Origin of the sequence: Streptococcus sp. 53 (assembly GCF_013276565.1) — a bacterium.
Taxonomy (GTDB): domain Bacteria; phylum Bacillota; class Bacilli; order Lactobacillales; family Streptococcaceae; genus Streptococcus.
The window spans coordinates 16,236-34,803 of sequence record NZ_VMLG01000010.1; the positions used below are offsets into that span (position 1 = coordinate 16,236).

At 39.8% G+C, this 18,568-nt stretch carries 23 protein-coding genes; 7 read left to right on the plus strand and 16 right to left on the minus strand.

Going from position 1 to position 18,568, the window contains the following annotated elements; translation table 11 throughout:
• Positions 1-4 precede the first annotated feature (4 nt).
• The 8 genes from HT722_RS03210 to HT722_RS03245 all read right to left on the minus strand — a co-directional run bounded on the left by HT722_RS03210 (position 5) and on the right by HT722_RS03245 (position 7,603).
• A complete protein-coding gene (locus HT722_RS03210) occupies positions 5-1,036 on the minus strand; it encodes a 3-deoxy-7-phosphoheptulonate synthase (RefSeq protein WP_173277541.1) in 1,032 nt (343 codons plus the stop codon).
• A 1-nt stretch (position 1,037) separates the two neighbouring features.
• On the minus strand, positions 1,038-2,069 hold the full coding sequence (locus HT722_RS03215; RefSeq protein ID WP_173277543.1) for a 3-deoxy-7-phosphoheptulonate synthase: 1,032 nt from the start codon (positions 2,067-2,069) through the stop codon (positions 1,038-1,040).
• An 80-nt stretch (positions 2,070-2,149) separates the two neighbouring features.
• A complete protein-coding gene (secA, locus tag HT722_RS03220; RefSeq protein ID WP_050251536.1) occupies positions 2,150-4,663 on the minus strand; it encodes a preprotein translocase subunit SecA in 2,514 nt (837 codons plus the stop codon).
• A gap of 145 nt (positions 4,664-4,808) precedes the next feature.
• Positions 4,809-5,099, minus strand: coding sequence for a hypothetical protein (locus HT722_RS03225; RefSeq protein WP_000940698.1), 291 nt, complete (start codon positions 5,097-5,099; stop codon positions 4,809-4,811).
• 10 nt (positions 5,100-5,109) lie between these two features.
• On the minus strand, positions 5,110-5,760 hold the full coding sequence (locus HT722_RS03230; protein ID WP_001235271.1) for an ABC transporter ATP-binding protein: 651 nt from the start codon (positions 5,758-5,760) through the stop codon (positions 5,110-5,112).
• Positions 5,761-5,763: 3 nt separating this feature from the next.
• Positions 5,764-6,405: a hypothetical protein gene (locus HT722_RS03235; protein ID WP_000475785.1), complete on the minus strand. Its 642-nt coding sequence runs from the start codon at positions 6,403-6,405 to the stop codon at positions 5,764-5,766.
• On the minus strand, positions 6,398-7,189 hold the full coding sequence (locus HT722_RS03240) for a hypothetical protein (RefSeq protein ID WP_000701267.1): 792 nt from the start codon (positions 7,187-7,189) through the stop codon (positions 6,398-6,400). Before HT722_RS03240 ends, HT722_RS03235 begins: the two co-directional genes overlap by 8 nt.
• Positions 7,190-7,210: 21 nt before the next feature.
• Positions 7,211-7,603, minus strand: coding sequence for a hypothetical protein (locus HT722_RS03245; RefSeq protein ID WP_000850412.1), 393 nt, complete (start codon positions 7,601-7,603; stop codon positions 7,211-7,213).
• A gap of 336 nt (positions 7,604-7,939) precedes the next feature.
• Between HT722_RS03245 and rgg1518 the strand changes: the two genes are divergently transcribed.
• Complete coding sequence (gene rgg1518 / locus HT722_RS03250; protein ID WP_050973728.1) at positions 7,940-8,791, plus strand: Rgg/GadR/MutR family transcriptional regulator Rgg1518; 852 nt, start codon at positions 7,940-7,942, stop codon at positions 8,789-8,791.
• 221 nt (positions 8,792-9,012) lie between these two features.
• On the opposite strand, the gene HT722_RS03255 is transcribed toward rgg1518, so the two are convergent.
• From HT722_RS03255 to nrdR, 6 genes are all read right to left on the minus strand, one after another.
• Positions 9,013-9,363 (minus strand): hypothetical protein, encoded by a 351-nt coding sequence (locus HT722_RS03255; protein ID WP_054367326.1) that lies wholly within the window; start codon positions 9,361-9,363, stop codon positions 9,013-9,015.
• 81 nt (positions 9,364-9,444) lie between these two features.
• Positions 9,445-10,755 (minus strand): ribosome biogenesis GTPase Der, encoded by a 1,311-nt coding sequence (gene der / locus HT722_RS03260; RefSeq protein ID WP_001207696.1) that lies wholly within the window; start codon positions 10,753-10,755, stop codon positions 9,445-9,447.
• Between the two features lie 13 nt (positions 10,756-10,768).
• Positions 10,769-11,482 carry an NADPH-dependent oxidoreductase gene (locus tag HT722_RS03265; protein ID WP_173277545.1) on the minus strand — a complete coding sequence of 238 codons (714 nt, stop codon included), beginning with the start codon at positions 11,480-11,482 and terminating at the stop codon, positions 10,769-10,771.
• Entirely contained in the window at positions 11,479-12,375 is an 897-nt protein-coding gene (dnaI, locus tag HT722_RS03270; RefSeq protein WP_173277548.1) for a primosomal protein DnaI, read from the minus strand. The genes HT722_RS03265 and dnaI overlap by 4 nt, the downstream gene beginning before the upstream one ends.
• On the minus strand, positions 12,376-13,545 hold the full coding sequence (locus HT722_RS03275; RefSeq protein WP_173277549.1) for a replication initiation and membrane attachment family protein: 1,170 nt from the start codon (positions 13,543-13,545) through the stop codon (positions 12,376-12,378).
• Positions 13,546-14,019, minus strand: coding sequence for a transcriptional regulator NrdR (nrdR, locus tag HT722_RS03280; protein WP_001203672.1), 474 nt, complete (start codon positions 14,017-14,019; stop codon positions 13,546-13,548).
• Positions 14,020-14,158: 139 nt separating this feature from the next.
• Here nrdR and HT722_RS03285 point away from each other — a divergent pair, with 139 nt between their 5' ends.
• The 3 genes from HT722_RS03285 to HT722_RS03295 are packed head-to-tail and all read left to right on the plus strand — an operon-like array spanning position 14,159 to position 16,008.
• Positions 14,159-14,524 carry a GntR family transcriptional regulator gene (locus HT722_RS03285; RefSeq protein ID WP_173277552.1) on the plus strand — a complete coding sequence of 122 codons (366 nt, stop codon included), beginning with the start codon at positions 14,159-14,161 and terminating at the stop codon, positions 14,522-14,524.
• A 4-nt stretch (positions 14,525-14,528) separates the two neighbouring features.
• A complete protein-coding gene (locus HT722_RS03290; RefSeq protein ID WP_050073389.1) occupies positions 14,529-15,224 on the plus strand; it encodes an ABC transporter ATP-binding protein in 696 nt (231 codons plus the stop codon).
• 16 nt (positions 15,225-15,240) lie between these two features.
• Positions 15,241-16,008, plus strand: a complete 768-nt coding sequence (locus tag HT722_RS03295; protein WP_173277554.1) for a hypothetical protein — start codon at positions 15,241-15,243, stop codon at positions 16,006-16,008.
• Positions 16,009-16,039: 31 nt separating this feature from the next.
• Here the strand turns inward: HT722_RS03295 and HT722_RS03300 are convergent, their stop codons facing one another.
• Positions 16,040-16,735 carry an LrgB family protein gene (locus HT722_RS03300; RefSeq protein ID WP_173225627.1) on the minus strand — a complete coding sequence of 232 codons (696 nt, stop codon included), beginning with the start codon at positions 16,733-16,735 and terminating at the stop codon, positions 16,040-16,042.
• Positions 16,732-17,106 carry a CidA/LrgA family protein gene (locus tag HT722_RS03305; protein ID WP_000781325.1) on the minus strand — a complete coding sequence of 125 codons (375 nt, stop codon included), beginning with the start codon at positions 17,104-17,106 and terminating at the stop codon, positions 16,732-16,734. The genes HT722_RS03300 and HT722_RS03305 overlap by 4 nt, the downstream gene beginning before the upstream one ends.
• Before the next feature lie 281 nt (positions 17,107-17,387).
• Here HT722_RS03305 and HT722_RS03310 point away from each other — a divergent pair, with 281 nt between their 5' ends.
• From HT722_RS03310 to trxA, 3 genes are all read left to right on the plus strand, one after another.
• On the plus strand, positions 17,388-17,768 hold the full coding sequence (locus HT722_RS03310) for a MarR family transcriptional regulator (RefSeq protein WP_173277556.1): 381 nt from the start codon (positions 17,388-17,390) through the stop codon (positions 17,766-17,768).
• 99 nt (positions 17,769-17,867) lie between these two features.
• Entirely contained in the window at positions 17,868-18,089 is a 222-nt protein-coding gene (locus HT722_RS03315; protein WP_000570255.1) for a DUF4649 family protein, read from the plus strand.
• A 15-nt stretch (positions 18,090-18,104) separates the two neighbouring features.
• Positions 18,105-18,419, plus strand: a complete 315-nt coding sequence (trxA, locus tag HT722_RS03320) for a thioredoxin (RefSeq protein ID WP_001029581.1) — start codon at positions 18,105-18,107, stop codon at positions 18,417-18,419.
• Positions 18,420-18,568 lie beyond the last annotated feature (149 nt).

Consider the following 18,568-nt stretch of genomic DNA (forward strand, 5'->3'; position numbering starts at 1 on the left):
TCACTTATTTTGTCAAGGTAGCATAAATCTCTTCTATCAAAGCCTCTGTATTTTCCCAACCTAGGCAAGGGTCAGTAATAGAGCAACCAAAGACCTCTGGTTGGTTTTGACGACCATCTGCTAGGTAGGATTCAATCATAAAGCCTCGAACCGTCTTTTTGATTTTCTCATTCCAATCACGATTCTGCAAGGTCTGACGAACAATTCGAATCTGCTCCATATACTGCTTGCCGGAGTTATCATGGTTGGTATCAATGAGGATAAAGGGATTTTCAAGTCCCATGGTTTCATAGCGTTCAATGGCTTGAAGTAGGTTTTCATAGTAGTAATTCGGCATATAATTGCCATACTCGTTAACTGCTCCACGGAGGATGACATGGGATAAAGGATTACCTGAAGTCTCAACTTCCTGCCCATGATAAAGGAAGGTTTGCTTGTTTTGAGCAGCATAGATGGCGTTAAACATAACACCCAAATTTCCAGAGGTTGGATTTTTCATCCCTACTGGTGCATCAATCCCAGAAGCCACAAAGCGGTGCTCTTGGTCTTCCACAGAACGAGCGCCAACGGCATGATAGCTGACCAAGTCATCCACCAAGATTAGATTTGACGGATAAAGCATCTCATCTGCCGTCGTCAAACCAGTCTCTGTAATCACGCGGTAGTGCAACTGGCGCACAGCCTGCAAACCGTTAATCAGGCTTGGAGCCTTAGAAGTATCTGGCTGGTGCACCAAGCCCTTATAGCCGTCTCCATTGGTACGAGGCTTAGCAGTATACACGCGCATAACCATGAAAATCTTGTCCGCTACCTTCTTTTGCAAGGTGGATAAACGGCGAGCATATTCCAAGACCGCCTCTTCATTATCAGAAGAGCAAGGACCAATCACCAAGAGGATACGGTCATCTTCCCCTGAAATAATGTCTGCCAATTCTCTATCACGGCTTTCCTTGAGTCTCAAGGCTTCCGCAGACAATTGGGTTTCAGCCTTGATGACTTCCATATCGATTTCTTGACCTTTTTCACTAAATGCCATCTTATTCTCCTAACGTTTTGTAAATTTCTCTGACAAGAGCTTCTGTGTTATCCCAACCCAGGCAAGGGTCTGTGATAGACTTACCAAATACTTCTGGCTCATTTTGTCGACCATCTTCCAGATAAGACTCAATCATAAAACCACGAACGAACTGCTTGATTTTTTCATTCCAAGCACGGTTAATCAAGGTCTGGCGGACAATTCGAATCTGATCCATGTATTGCTTACCAGAGTTGTCATGATTGGTATCAATGATGATAAAAGGATTTTCCAAGCCCATTTTCTCATACTGGGCAATGGTGTCAATTAAATTGTCATAATAGTAGTTGGGAATATTTTTTCCATACTCATTGATCGCTCCACGAAGAATGGCGTGCGAAAGCGGGTTCCCAGTTGTTTCCACTTCTTTCCCTAGAAAAAGGAAGCTTTGTTTGTTTTGAGCAGCATAAATCCCATTAAACATAACATTGAGATTTCCAGAGGTTGGATTTTTAAAACCAGTAGAAAATCCTGCCCCACTGGCCACAAAGCGGTGTTGCTGGTCTTCAACTGAACGAGCACCAACCGCCATATAAGAAATCAAATCATCCACAAGAGGAAGATTTTCAGGATAAAGCATTTCATCAGCTGTCGTCATACCAGTTTCCGTGATGACACGATAATGAAGATGGCGAACAGCTTTGATTCCATTGATAAGACTAGGCGCTTCTGTCGCGTTAGGCTGGTGAATCAAGCCTTTATAGCCATCTCCGTTGGTACGAGGTTTGGCAGTGTAAACACGCATAACCATAAAGATACGATCTGCTACTTCTTCTTGTAGGACTGCCAAACGCTTAGCGTATTCAAGGACAGCTTCTTCATTGTCAGATGAGCATGGCCCGATTACCAAGAGAATTCGCTGGTCTTCTCCACGTATAATGGCTTCTAGCTCTTGATCACGCTGTGATTTTCTCTCCAAAGCCCGACCTTCTAATTTTGACAAGGCACGAACTTCTTCAATATTGATTTTAGGACTTTTTGCTGTAAATACCATAACTCATCTCCTTATAAAGCAAACGGATACCAAGTAAAAATTTACTTTTCACAAGGTATCCGCCTCTAAACTATCTCATTTTATTGTCTTTTACCGTGACAGTTTTTAAACTTCTTACCAGAACCACATGGGCAAAGTTCATTCCGTCCAATCTGGCTCAAATCCAAATCTTCAGGCATACTTGCTTGGTGGGCAGCAATATTACGAGTCGCTGTTGTACTGATATGGCGTTCTGCCTGTGGTCTTTCTTGTTCATGAATTTGTGCTTTCATCATCAAGCGTGTCACATCAAACTCAATCGAACCAATCATGTCATTAAACATACGGAAACCTTCTGCCTGATACTCAACAACAGGGTTGTTCTGAGCATAGCCACGAAGTCCAACCGCGTTACGCAATTGATCAAGGGCATCGATATGATCTGTCCACTTGTTATCCACCACTCGTAGAATCAAAACTTTTTGGAATTCTTTCACTGCTTCTTCATCACGTAGTTTTGAAACCTGACTATCGTAAACTTGCAAGGCACGTTGGAAGAGTTCTTCCTTAATAGCCTTATCAGACAAGCCAGACAAGTCTTCCATCGTAATAGAATCTTCTGGAAGCAAGTTGTACTTAGCAAAGTTCAAAATCGCTTCTAGTTTTTCATCTTGTTTGGCACGCGCATGACCATCAACGACACGTTCAATCGTGCGTTTGATCATAGACTGAATTTCAGGTGCCAAGTCACGATCTGCAGTGATAACGTCGTAACGTTGAGCATAGATAATCTCACGTTGTTCACGCATGACATCATCGTATTGAAGGACTTGTTTACGGGTATCGTAGTTATTTCCTTCGACACGTTTTTGCGCTGCTTCAACCTGACGCGTCAACATACGAGACTCAATCGCCTCTTCAGACATGTTGAGACGTTCAAAGATTCCCTTCAAGCGTTCAGAACCAAAACGTTTCATCAAGTCATCTTCAAGAGAGAGGTAGAATTGTGACTCACCTGGGTCTCCTTGACGACCTGAACGTCCACGAAGCTGGTTATCGATACGACGACTTTCATGACGTTCTGTACCAATCACACAAAGTCCACCTAATTCGCGAACCCCTTCACCAAGCTTGATGTCGGTACCACGACCGGCCATGTTGGTTGCGATAGTAACAGCACCACGTTGACCAGCATTCATGATGATTTGGGCTTCTCTATAGTGGTTTTTGGCATTCAAGACTTCGTGAGGAACGCCAGCTGCGACTAATTTCTTAGAAATGTAGTCACTAGTTTCAACCGCTACTGTACCAACCAAGACAGGCTGACCTTTTTGGTAACGAGCCTTAACGTCTTCGACAACCGCCTTAAACTTAGCCTCGATACTTGCATAAAGAAGGTCTGAGTGGTCAATACGTTGAACAGGGCGGTTTGTTGGGATTGGAATCACACGAATGTTGTAGATTTCACGGAATTCTTCTTCCTCAGTCTTACCTGTACCCGTCATACCTGACAATTTCTTGTACATACGGAAAAGGTTTTGGTAAGTGATAGAGGCAGATGTCTTGGTTTCATCCTGGATTGGCACACCTTCTTTAGCTTCAATAGCTTGGTGCAATCCATCAGAATAACGACGACCTTCCATGGTACGACCTGTAAATTGGTCGACAATCAAGATTTCTTGCTCTTCGCTCACCACATAGTCAATATCGAGAAGCATGATGTAGTTAGCACGAAGGGCATTATCGATAAAGTGAGTCAGAGCTACGTTTTCGATGTCATAGAGGTTTTCAAGCTTGAAGTAGCTTTCAGCCTTGTCAATCCCTGAATCAGACAAACCAATAGTCTTAGACTGCACATCGATGATGTAGTCGTCTTTGTCCAAAGATTTTACATAGTGGTCTGCCATATGGTAGAGCTGACTAGTTTCAACTGCGTTAGCACCTGATACAATCAATGGTGTACGAGCCTCGTCAATCAAGATAGAGTCAACCTCATCGACCAAGGCATAGTTGAGCGGACGTTGTACCATGTTTTCAGCGCGAACGACCATGTTGTCACGAAGGTAGTCAAATCCGATTTCTGAGTTGGTTGAGTAAGTAATATCACACTCATAGGCTTCTTTTTTCTCCATTGGAGATTTGGCAGCCAAGTTAATCCCTACTGACAAACCAAGCCATGAGTACAATTCACCCATCTCAGTCGCATCACGTTCTGACAAGTATTCATTGACCGTAACTACGTGAACCCCTTTACCTGAAAGGGCATTGAGGTATACGGGCATAGTCGCAGTCAAGGTTTTCCCTTCCCCTGTACGCATTTCTGGCACGTCACCATGGTGAAGAACGATTCCCCCCATGACCTGAACCTTATATGGGAAGAGACCTAGGACACGTTTGGCACCCTCACGGACAACCGCAAATGCTTCATAAAGCAATGAATCCAGCGATTCTCCATTTTGATAACGTTCTTTAAATTCAACTGTTTTTGCTTTTAGTTGGTCATCTGTCAAAGCAGCCATTTGGTCTTCGTATTTGAAAACCTTGTCAGCCATCTTTTCCAGACGACGGATTTCTCCTTTATCATTTTCGATAATTGTTTTTAAAATATTAGCCATGTTTTTCCTTACTTTAAATTCCGAATATTTTAGAATGTTCTTTTAATTTTAGCACAATTACTGATTATTTTCAAGGAAGAATCCCCATTTTGAAAAGGAAAAAGAGGCTAGTTTCCAAGCTAACCTCTCTGACTTTTATGATGCTTTAATTGCCAACAAAAATCGGCAAAATCGCAAATAGGATAAATAGATTTATCCAAAGAGAAAAACAGCAGATCAATCCAAAAACAAAGAGACTGACTTTCTTGGACAGCAAGGCCATCAAAATCGACAGAATTCCAAAAACTAGCAAGACTTTCTGTATGCTGAAGAGGTCAATCTTCCCCCCCAGAATCGGACTGCCCCAAGGAAGAAAGAAGAAAGCAATCCAGATCAACAGAACTAAACCAATATAGACCTTAGAATAGCGTGTAATAAATGATTTTAGATGTGCCATAAGCTACCTCCTAGGATTGTATATCCTTTATATATTGTATATGTCCGTTTTCGACAACTAATACATCTGTACAAAGATCTGAAATATCTTCCGATATGTGTGACGTCAGGATAACCAGACTATTTTCTTTTTTCAGGTAAGATAAAATGACCTGTTTGGTTAACCTCACACTCTTCTCATCTAAAGCATTCATAGGTTCATCGAGAAAGAGTATAGATGGTTCGGCAATAAAGGCTTGAATCAAGGCCATTTTTTGTTTCGTTCCTAAGGATAAATGACGGTACTCAACGTCTTCAAATTCCTGTAAATCATAATATTGGATCCAATCGGCAATTCTTTTTTCCGTAACTTTAGATGAAAAACACCTTAACAATTCCAAATTTTCTCTAAGGGATAAATGAGATAAAAACTCGACTTTTTCAATTAAAACCCCTGCATCCTGAATATAATGATTTTTTATCCCATAGACTTCCCCATCTTGAAGAACTTTTCCTTTATCAAGCTTAATATAACCAGCAAGTATCTTTAAAAGAACTGTCTTACCAGATCCATTATCACCTTTAAGACCATAAATATTTCCTGATTGAAAGACCAGATTCAACTCATTTAAAATAGGTCTTTTCCCATAAATTTTCTGTCCATTTATAATTTCAAGTCTCATCGTTTATCCTTTCTTAAATTTCTCTTCCAAGCGACTAACAATCAACATAACTAATAAACTTAAGAGTACTAAATACACTGTTACAATATGATCCATCATCCATTCTTGTCCCACAAATGCTAAAAAATAGAGAAAAAAGGAAAAACCAGCGCCCGCACTAATAAGTGCTATCAGATAAGACAGTAGTAAGTACAAGATCATTAACTGAGCAAGTAAAAAGAAAAGTGCGACTGTTTTGAAATGAATTCCTAGAGGAAGTAAACCAAGGAACCAGACAAATAAATCTTGAATAAAAAATTTAGAGATGACAACCAATCGTTTCCTTGTATAATCGAAAAAGGAGGTTGATTGATAGCGGATCAAGTGATGGTAATGGTCTGCCAAATCAGTTTCAAGTAAAATGACAGAGAGCCATCCTACCATGAAAAGCGAAAGATTTAACAAGAGTTTGGGGATTTCTAAATTCGCTTCAGAATAGTCATTATAGGAAAAGATTGAAATCAATTCCCTCTTGAAAAAGAGAAAAACATCCTGCTTTTGAACCGCTATTGACAATAGATAGTTAATCAAAATCATCATCAGAACTATACGAAGTAGTAAAACGATCTTTCTCTTTAGCCAAATATTGTTAAAGTTCTTAAACATTATCTTCATATTTTTTAAGTACCATATAGGGGACAATATAAAGGATATAAGGAGTAAAGAGTCTCATCAAACTTACATCCCCATAGCTAGCTTGCATCAAACTCGTCATAGGAACCATATAGTATGGCAAGATACTATAGAGCATCATAGAACCAAGCCAAAGAAACATCAAATAGGCAATTGCCGAACGAGTCACATTCCCTAAATAATCAACTATTTTAAAAAAATAGACTGCATTGATGAAAATACCGATTAGTAGGACACAAGTAAAGAACAAATAGCTTGTTATCTCTCCATCTAGGAGCCTTTGTAAACTACTCCCATCAGAAAATAGAGAATTCCATTCAAGAGGAGAAAAAGTCCCAAAGAAATAAGTTAAAATTGCAATTATCAGCACAGTCACTAAATATATCACACAAGGGATACTTGCAAGTTGAAAAGTCAACTTTCTTTTTAACCCTTGATAACTCACTTCTCTTCCAATACTCAATCGTAAAACTTTATTTTTCAGCTCAATATATTGAAAACCTAGCAAAACAATGATGATTGGAATAATAAATGATTGATAAAAACCTAGATTGAACTGGAGAATACGAAAATCTAATGCTGATTTTAATAAGTCATTTTTAATTGCTTGTCCATCGAATTTAGCTAGATCGGGCGCATGAATATCAAAAAAGAAATAAGTCATCAAAACATCACGATAAACCAAAGCAAGAAAAAGCAAAGTAAGCAAGACATAAACAAATTTATGCCTTGCCAAAGTTAAGAGAGGAATCTTCATAAATTATACCTACTTTACGAATTAATTTGGTGACCAACTACCTGAAATGGCAGCTGATAAATCCCACCAATTTTGTCTTGCCATATCTGCTGCATAAACATAGCCAACCGTTGCCCAATTACCATGAGTTGAACGAGTACCACAGGTTGTTAACGATTCTCCACTACGAGCTTCTCCATTAGAATTTACTATACGATGCTTAACAGTCATGGGATGTAAATTTCTACAAGGATTTAAGTTCATGATATATTCCGCACCTTCATTTTCTTTGGTCAAATAACCTGTTCTCTTATAACTGGTAGTAATAACAAAATTACTAAAAGCACCTATCTGATTTGCTTCTACGAAAGTAGTTCCAACAGCACTTATCATTAAAACAGGAATAACCATTTTCAATAATTTTTTAGTTTTCATTTTTTCTGTTTCCTTTCATTTTTTATTCAAGAAGATTCCTTATAACTTCTATTTTAAATATAGACTTATTCTAAACGATGGTATATCATACAAATTCCTCCTTTACTTAATTATGTATGGACTCTAATTTCTTTATCCCCAAAACCACGTTTCAAACCAGATAAGTTGAATCCAACTCCAAATCAAAGATATAATAAATCCAGAGTTTTTCGGTAAATTCTTCAAATATTTTTTAAAGCCCATGACTTTTTCCCTCCTTTTTGATATAATAATACCACCTTTTTCTACGTTTTTTATAAATGTAGAAAATATTCACATTTACCTAGGAGGAACAATATGAGATGGGATTATGGACAAATTTTTAAAGAAATTCGAAAGTCAAAAGGATTGACCCAACAAGATGTATGTGGACAAGTCATACATCGAACAACTCTAACAAATATTGAACACGGTAAAGTTATTCCCAGTTTTGAAAACATGGTATTTCTTCTTGAACAAATTGATATGAGCTTAGCAGAATTCAAGTATATATGCAACGAATACCATCCTAGTGAAAGGCGAGATATTATTGTAGAGAGCCAAAATCCGTCTACTTTTCAAGATACTAGAAAAATGGTTGAACTCACTGAGAAGTGTCAAAAATATCTTAAGACACATCACGATGTTCCTATTCAAAATATCTATCGTCATACAAAAATTGTCACAGAGTTACGAACTAAAGGATTCAAAAACAACCACGTCTTGAAAGATTTGTATGAAGAAATTTGGGACTATCTTGAACCTATGGATACATGGTACATTAGTGATTTGAAATTACTTGGAACCATTCTCTTTTTCTTTCCTTCTGAAAATCTTCCCCTTCTTATTGATAGAATTATGAAAACCATCGAGAAATATAAATACTTCCGAGAAACAAAAGTATTTTTATCATCTTTTTTAGCCAATCTCTCCACTGTATATTTTCAACATCATTTATTCAAAGAATGTGAAACAATCACCCTACAACTTTTGGTATTAGCAGAAGAATTAAAAATATACGATATTCTTGGATTTTCTCAAGTACGCTTGGGAATACTACAACATAACTCCGATTTGATTGATAAAGGAATAACCTTATTACGACTAACCAAAGAAGAGTCATTAGTTAAAATACTCGAAAAAGAAATTAATGATTTTTCAAACCTATAATTTATAATAATTCTTATCGTTTTATTGTAGTAGATTGGAATAGAATGTGAACGAATCAATCAGGGGATCTAAAGCATTTTATACCAATGTTTTATAAGTTGTATTGTATTATTCCATATTCAATCCACTATACAAGACGAACACTTCTCTCAGGTTTCACGATTAAAATAAAAACGACTGTATCTATAGCTCCATAAACAAATCATAGATACAGTCATTTTTTAGTTCCTACACCTTCCTTTATTCACGCCTTTAGACTTCCCTAGTTCTCGTCTCAAGCGAAGCATTTTTTTGAAACAGAAATAAGTTAACCTATTCAGACCAATAGCTAGCAGAATAAAAAGAAACCAAATGCCCCATAACTTGATATCTGTCAAATTTCTCAAGACGATATTGAAAAACAGAACTGAAACAACTGCCCAAGCAAGGCTAAAAAGAGCATAGAGGGGAATGTAAAACCAGTAAAAATAGTAAAAAATTGGGAAAAATTTACTTTCTCTATTATCCTTTTCAATCCAGCTGAAAAAGTAAAACCAGGGAAATAAGATTATAAATTTAAACAAATGTTTCATCGACACCTCCTTTTTGATAGCGTTTTCTATTATTTTATTATATCAAAAAAATCTGGAAATGTCATTCCAGATTCTACTTTTTTATTTACGCTTTCTTGCGATGAGATGGATTGGAGTTCCCTCAAAGACAAAGGCCTTGCGGATTTGATTTTCCAAGAAACGCAGGTAAGAAAAGTGCATAAGCTCTTCTTCGTTGACAAAGATAACAAAGGTTGGTGGTTTGGTTGCCACTTGGGTCGCGTAGAAAATCTTAAGACGTTTTCCTTTGTCTGTCGGTGTTGGGTTGATGGCAATGGCATCCATGATGACATCGTTCAAGACAGCTGATGGAATACGTGTGTTTTGACTTTCACTGATTTGCTTGATCATCTCAGGAAGTTTGTGGAGGCGTTGCTTGGTCAAAGCGGATACAAAGATAATCGGGGCGTAAGGCAAGTATTGGAACTGCTCACGGATATCTTCTTCCCAGTTTTTCATGGTGTGGTTGTCTTTTTCAAGTGTATCCCACTTGTTGACCACGATAATCATCCCTTTACCAGCTTCATGGGCAAAACCTGCGATACGCTTATCGTATTCACGGATGCCTTCTTCCGCATTGATGACCATCAAGACCACATCAGAGCGGTCAATAGCTCGCATGGCACGCATGACAGAGTATTTCTCAGTATTTTCATAAACCTTACCAGACTTACGCATACCAGCCGTATCAATCATAGTAAATTCTTGGCCATCTGTATCTGTAAAGTGGGTATCAATGGCATCACGTGTTGTTCCAGCAACAGGACTAGCAATAACACGGTCTTCTCCCAAGATAGCATTGATCAAGCTTGATTTTCCGACGTTAGGACGACCAATCAAACTAAACTTAATGACATCTGGGTTTTCTTCTTCATATTCATTTGGAAGATTTTCTACAATAGCATCTAGCACATCCCCTGTACCGATACCATGGACAGATGAGATAGGCAATGGTTCACCCAAACCGAGGGCATAAAAATCATAGATATCATTTCGCATCTCAGGGTTGTCCACCTTGTTAACTGCGAGGATAACTGGTTTGTGGGTCTTATAAAGCTTACGAGCTACGTATTCGTCTGCATCAGTAATTCCTTCCTTACCAGACACGACAAAGACGATAACATCTGCTTCTTCCATGGCAATTTCTGCCTGATGCTTGATTTGTTCCATGAAAGGAGCATCGACATCATCGATTCCTCCTGTATCAATCATGCTAAAAGAACGATTGAGCCACTCACCCGTTGCATAGATACGGTCACGTGTCACTCCTTCGACATCTTCTACAATGGAGATTCGCTCACCAGCGATCCGATTAAATAGGGTTGATTTCCCAACATTGGGACGTCCTACAATGGCAATAGTTGGTAGGGCCATAATTTCTCACTTTCTACAATAACTTCTTCTGTTCAAGATTTTTTCTAGTTGAGCTTGGTTCTGCTTGACCAAACTGTTCTGCTAGACGCTGACTCCAACTTGTGGTCACACGCGCCCCAGCATAGTCAGCCTGCACACGGTCATAAGCTTGGATTGCCTCAGTTGACTGTTCTTTATATTCTTCCTCAAATACCACTTGAGTCAATGGCAAGCGAGGTTTGACTTCATGTTCTTCATTTGGTAAACCTAGTGCCATCCCAAAGACAGGGTAGGTGTAATCAGGCAGGTTAAAAAGCTCTGCTACTTCTTCTGACTTGTATCGAACCAAGCCAATAATGACACCACCATAGCCCAAGCTTTCAGCTGCCAGCAGGGCATTTTGACCAGCAAGAGCCGCATCGACTGAACTAATCAAGAGACCTTCTACACCTTGAGGTTGGAATGAATCAGTATGAAGCTGAACTCCCTTTTCTGCTCGGTTCAAGTCTCCGACAAAGAGAAGGAAAACAGCAGACTGGCGAATGGCTTCTTGAGGTACCAATTCATACAAGGCATCTTTCTTTTCTTGACTTCGTACCACAATCACAGAGTAGGATTGGAAATTCTTCCAAGACGAGGCCATTTGGGCCGCTGTCAGGATTTCAGTCAAGTCTTCCTGAGGAAGGGCTTGCTCTTTAAACCTGCGCACTGAAGTATGAGCTTTCATCAATTTAATCGTTTCTGTCATCGACGGTTCACTCCTTCTAAACGAGTCTCCTCAGCCAAATAACGGATGCGTTCCATGACCCGTCTAGCTTCCCAGGTTTCGTCATTTCCATGTTTCCCTTTAGCGAAATGATGCTCCAATTCTTCAAAGTCGAAGTTGGAGGTGAAAAAAGTCGGTAAATTTTCCTGCATCCGATATTGGAGAATGACCTGCAGGATTTCGTCACGCACCCAAGGTGTTGATTGCTCGGCACCAATATCATCTAAAATCAGGACTTCAGAAAGCTTAAGCTCATCCACCAAGGTCTTAACATTGCCATCACCGATAGCATTTTTGACATCAATGACAAAGCTAGGATAGTGGAGGAGAGTGGATGAAACACCACGTTTTTCTGATAAATCATGGGCTAAGGCAGCCACCATGAAACTTTTGCCCACACCAAAATCTCCATATAGGTAAAGACCTTTTCGAATAGCTGGATATTGCTCCACGAAGGCTAATAGCTTTTCAAAAACTGGTAAGCGCCCCAAATCATCCAAATCTACTTGAGCCAAACTAGCTTTCCTGAGACTGGCTGGCAGATTGATTAACTTGAGGCGGTTCTTAATAGCCGCTTCTTTTTCCGCTGCGATTAGTTCAGGAGTTTCTTCGTAAGAAACGTCCGCATAACCATGATTCATAACCAAAATAGGCTTGTAGCCTTTGGCAATATAATCCGTATCACCACGGAGAAACTTGTCGCGCTCGGTGATGTACTGATTAAACTTGGAGATACTGCGATTTAATTCCTCTGGAGTCAGGGATTCTTGCTGGATAAAGGCCGCAACATCAGGGTCCTTCATGATTTTCTGGACCAAATCTTGATAATGAAAACGGCTAGGTTGACGTTTGAGTACGTCTCCGACACTTTCCATCTAATCTCCTCCTTTTTCTAATCGAGCTAATAGTTCTTGTTTCTTACGTTCTAGTTCCAGACGAGTTTCCTCGCTGGTTTCATTCTTATAATCTGGATTGCTCCACTTGGGTACATTGGACTTGGTAGGACTAGGGTTACTGCTTTTTTGAGCCTGACTCTTTTGCCCACGTTCACGGATTCGCAAGACTGCCTCTTCTGCAGAATGAATCTTTTGATAGGCGTAGTCATTGGCTACCTTCATGGCATATTTCTCGTTGATGTTTGCCGAATCTACCTTATTAAAAGTCAACAAGAGAATGATATTGATGACTTCGTCCAGCAAGCCCAAGCCAGCCATCTGTTGCAAGAGTTCTCTTTCTGTTTGGGTAATGGTCCCCTTGCGTGTTTGCTTGATTTCTGCCAGGAACTGCAGGGCAGTTTTACTTTTGGCTTCCTTGATAATGGTTGCTTCCTTAGGACTAAAGTCAGAGGAAACAGGTTTTTGAGCAATTTTTTCCCGCATGCGTTTGATTGAAATAACCTGGGAAACAGCTGTTGACTTGGCCAATTGATAGGTTTCAAACCAAGTCCATTTCTTCTCCTCGGCGATGGCAAAGAGGTTTAAGACGTCGGACTGCTCATCCGCAAAACGAAGCCCATCTCGAGCCATAAGTTGACGAAAATGGTCCAAGTCAAAATCATTGGCCACTTTCTTCTTGAGACTAAGGTCTTCTTGACTTCCCAGTTCTGCTAAGTCTGGAAAGACTTGATTGAGTGAGACAGGTATTTCTTCTCCCTCAGCACTCTCAACTTTCAAATCCTCCACAGCGGCATCGCCAATTTTTTTCTCCAAGAGTCTACGATAAACAGGATGCTCCAAGAAGTCCTGACTAGATAGAGGAGCATGGAGGGCTAGTTGATAAACCTCCCCCTTTTGATAGAGGGTCAAGAGATTGAAAGCAGATAGGATTTTCAAGGATTTTATCAGTCTATCCATCCCAAAGTTGAGATGATTGAGGATACTTGAAAAAAGATATTCTTTTCTACCATTATCCCAAAAACTAATCGTATAAAGATAAAGGCTCAGTGCCTCCTGACCGATAATCGGGAGGTAACACTGTACCAGAGATGAGGTATCTTGCGACACCCGATTATTCTTTAGATAAGAAAAACGGTCAATTGGCTTCATTTATCTTTCCTTTTTCTTTTTAGAGGACTGGGTGATTTGTTGGAGCAAGCTCTCTAACTCACTGACATCCTTAAAACTACGATAGACACTGGCAAAACGTACATAGGTAATCTCATCTAACTCAGCCAACTCCTCCATGACGAGTGAACCAATGTCCTCACTTTGAATTTCATTTTCATTTCGACCACGGAGTTTCTGTTCGATACGATTGACTACCATGTTGATTTCATCACTTGACACAGGACGTTTCTGGGCTGAGCGGATAATCCCATTAAAGATTTTATCTCTGGAGAATTGTTCCCGTGTGCCATCTTTTTTAACAACCACTAAGGTTCTTTCTTCTACCCGTTCGTAGGTTGTAAAACGGTGTTGGCATTCGTCGCACTCACGTCTTCTACGAATGGTGTTCCCTTCTTCTGCTTGGCGACTATCGATAACACTTGACTTGGTAGCCCCACATTTTGGACAACGCATCCTTTCCCTCCTTATCGTTTTCTTTTCATTATACCATTTTTTAAACGATTCCCAAAACAATTCTTCTTTTTGCTTGACAAGTTTTTTGTTTTGTTGTATTATTTAATTAAGACAAAAAGATAAAAGAAAGGAGACCAAGATGTCCTGGACATTTGACAACAAAAAACCCATCTATTTACAGATTATGGAGAAAATCAAGCTTCAGATTGTTTCCCATACACTGGAAGCCAATCAACAACTTCCAACCGTGAGAGAGCTAGCAAGCGAGGCCGGTGTCAATCCAAACACCATCCAAAGAGCCTTGTCAGACCTTGAACGAGAAGGATTTGTCTACAGCAAGCGCACAACTGGACGATTTGTGACTGAAGATAAAGAGCTGATCGCCCAATCGCGCAAACAATTATCAGAAGAAGAATTGGAACACTTCGTTTCCTCCATGACCCATTTTGGCTATGAAAAAGAAGAACTACCAATCGTAGTCGGCGATTATATTAAAGGAGTTTAAGCCTATGTCATTACTAGCATTTGAAAATGTATCCAAATCATATGGAGCAACACCAGCCCTTGAAAATGTTTCCCTTGAGATCCCAGCTGGAAAAATTGTTGGTCTCCTTGGCCCAAACGGCTCAGGAAAAACAACCCTGATTAAACTAATCAATGGCCTCTTGCAACCAGATCAAGGACGTGTCCTGATCAACGACATGGATCCAAGCCCAGCAACCAAGGCTATCGTAGCTTATTTGCCGGATACGACCTATCTCAATGAGCAAATGAAGGTCAAAGAAGCCCTAACCTACTTCAAGACCTTCTATAAAGATTTCAATCTTGAACGCGCCCATCATCTACTTGCAGACCTCGGTATTGATGAAAATAGTCGTCTCAAGAAACTATCAAAAGGAAACAAGGAAAAAGTCCAATTGATTTTGGTTATGAGCCGTGATGCTCGTCTCTACGTTTTGGACGAACCCATTGGTGGGGTGGATCCAGCAGCCCGTGATTATATCCTCAATACCATTATCAACAACTACTCCCCAACTTCTACCGTTTTGATTTCTACCCACTTGATTTCTGATATCGAGCCAATCTTGGATGAAATTGTCTTCCTCAAAGACGGAAAAGTCGTCCGTCAAGGAAATGTAGATGACATTCGCTATGAGTCAGGTGAATCCATTGACCAACTCTTCCGTCAGGAATTTAAGGCTTAAGCAAAGGAGATTATTTATGTTTTGGAATTTAATTCGCTACGAATTTAAAAATGTTAACAAGTGGTATTTAGCCCTCTACGCTGCTGTGCTAGTCCTTTCTGCCCTTATCGGGATACAAGCACAGACCTATAACAATCTGCCTGTCAAAGAAAGCCAACCTGTTTTACTTACTTTTCTAGCCCTCGTCTTTGGTGGCTTGATGATTACACTTGGAATTTCAACTCTTTTCTTGATTATTAAACGCTTTAAAGGCAGTGTCTATGACCGACAAGGCTATCTGACTTTGACCTTGCCAGTTTCTGAACACCATATCATCACAACCAAACTAGTCGGTGCCTTTATCTGGTCGTTGATTAGCACTGCTGTCCTAGCTCTAAGTGCTGTTATTATTGTGACCATAACGGTTCCAGAATGGATCCCTCTTTCTTATGTGATTACATTTGTAGAAACACATCTCCCTCAGATCTTTCTTACAGGTATATCCTTCCTACTAAATACCATTTCCAGTATCCTCTGCATCTACTTGGCTATTTCCATTGGACAGCTTTTCAATGAATACCGTACCGCACTCGCTGTTGCAGCCTACATTGGTATCCAAATCGTCATTGGATTTATTGAACTTTTCTTCAATCTTAGTTCTAATTTCTATGTCAATTCACTTGTAGGACTCAATGACCATTTCTATATGGGAGCAAGTATAGCCATTGTTGAAGAACTCATTTTCATAGCTATCTTTTATCTCGGAACCTACTATATTTTGAGAAACAAGGTTAATTTGCAATAAAAAATGCCCAGCTAAAAAGCTGGGTTTTGATTTAACTCAATATCAAACCGGCTACAATAGGGCTGACAAAGACATAGAGAATACCGGTGACACCGATAGCCAAACCACCCATGGCTCCTGCTACAGAGCCGTATCGGAAGGCTGTGCCTGTTCCGACTGCGTGGCCTGTTCCTCCAAGGGAAAGACCAACAGCTACTGGGTCGTCAATTTTCAACCACTTCAAAAGGGTTGGGCCGATGACACTGGTTAAAATTCCAGTCGCCACTACAACCACCAAGGTCACAGTCGTCAGACCTTGCAATTTTTCTGTGATTCCCACTGCCATAGCAGTTGTTACTGACTTGGGAAAGAGAGAAATGGCTAGGAAAAAGTCCATGCCAAAAATTTTCGCCACAAGTGCTGTGAAAGAGGTATTGACCACTACCGCTAACAGACTACCAAAGAGAATACTGCGAGCATGGTGCTTCATCAGATGAAAACTCTTATAAAGCGGAATCCCCAGAGCCACGGTCGACGGAACAATCAAGTTGTTCAGATAAACCCCACCTTGGTAGTAATCTTGGTAAGAAATACCCGTCACTTTTAGAAAGATGATAATGAAAACAGCTGACAAAAGCAAGGGCGTTGTCAATGGATGGGGAAAACGTCTGTAAATCAGCATTCCCACTAGATAAGCTAGGATTGACAGGGCAAGCCCAAACAGGGGATTGGAAACAAATTCACTCATTTGGCATCTCCTTTCTCATAATCTCCCTCAAACCGTCTCTTGATAAACTGAACCACCAAAGCAATGAGGATAATATTGATAACAGCTGCAAAAAAGACAATCAAAACAATGGGCAAAAGATAGGGAGCAATCACATCAAACTTTTCCATGATTCCCACTGCTGGCGGCAAAAAGAGAATGGTCATATTGGCCAGCAAGAAATTCCCCACCATGTTGACATGTCTGGTTCTCAGCCACTTGAATTGTAGGGCTAGAAAGAGAATAATCAAACCGATAATACTGCCTGGGATAGGCAAATGAAAGAAACTGGAAATCCCCTCTCCGATTAGAGAAATCACAAAGAGAATCATTAATTGAACATATAATTTCATCCTAAACTCCACGAAATAGACTTCTTGCATACCAGTTTACTCTTTTTTCAGAAAATTTCAAGGAAATGCACAAGAGTCATTAAAAATTAGAGAGGAAAGGGGATACAAACAATTCTTGACTTGTGAAAACAGTGTAATTTAGGATAAAATATTCCAGCGTCCTTCTTGCCAGCATTCTTGAAAAGTAGTATAATTATTGCATGCGCAATCATCTTGTGATGCGGAGACTGTCCGTGAATAGACTTTCTTCTATTTACAACTCTAAAAAGAAAGGAGATACTATGACCTATTTGGAAAAATGGCTTGACTTCAATCGGCGTCAGAAAGAAATTGAAGGTCTCTTGGAAGACACTGTTGCTAATCAGAGTGAACAAAGTCTGACCTTGAAAGAGTTTTACCTCCTCTACTACCTGGACTTGGCCCAAGAAAAATCTCTACGCCAGATTGACCTACCAGATAAGCTTCATCTGAGCCCGAGCGCTGTTTCTCGGATGGTGGCTCGCTTGGAAGCTAAAAATTGCGGTCTGCTTAGTCGCATGTGTTGTGATCAAGATAGGCGCTCTAGCTTTATCTGCCTGACAAGTGATGGGCAAAAGACACTGGCATCTCTACAGAAGGCTGTCGAAGAAAGCTTGGAAACTGGTTTGGATTTCTTGATTTGAGATGATTTTAGAAAAAAGTTGCGTGCGCAATCATTTTTCTTGACATTCTCTTTTACAAGGAGTAAAATAAAGTCATCATTAAACAAAGGAGTTTTTAAAATGATTGAAATTACCTATCTAGATGCCAGCAAGAACGAAAGAACTGTAACGTTCGAATCTTATGAAGACTTTGATCGTTCACAACAAGCTTGCCTCATCGGCGTCGCAGACTACTACCCTGTTCAAAAATTGACTTACAACGGTCATGATTTGGACTACCATGGAACTTACGGAGATATCTTCTTCTATCTCAAGAAACAAGATTTAAGCCAATATAACTAAAAAAGGAGAAATACAATGGCAAAAGCAATTACAGATGCAACATTTGAACAAGAAACAAAAGACGGTTTGGTCTTAGTAGACTTCTGGGCAACTTGGTGTGGTCCATGTCGTATGCAAGGTCCAATCTTGGATAAATTGTCTGAAGAACTTTCAGAAGATGTTTTGAAAATCGTTAAAATGGACGTTGATGAAAATCCAAACACAGCTCGTGCTTTTGGAATCATGTCTATCCCAACTCTTCTCTTCAAAAAAGACGGCCAAGTTGTCAAACAAGTTGCTGGTGTTCACACAGCAGAACAAATCAAGGCCATCGTTGCTGAATTGAGCTAATCAAACGAGAGACCAAGTACTTGCTTTGGTCTCTTTTTTCTTGCCCTTTGCCATTTTTCAAAAAATATGCTAGACTGTATGTAGAATATTACGATGTTTGGGACATGCCATCGCTAAAAAAAAACCTTGACTTGGTATTTTTTAGCTCC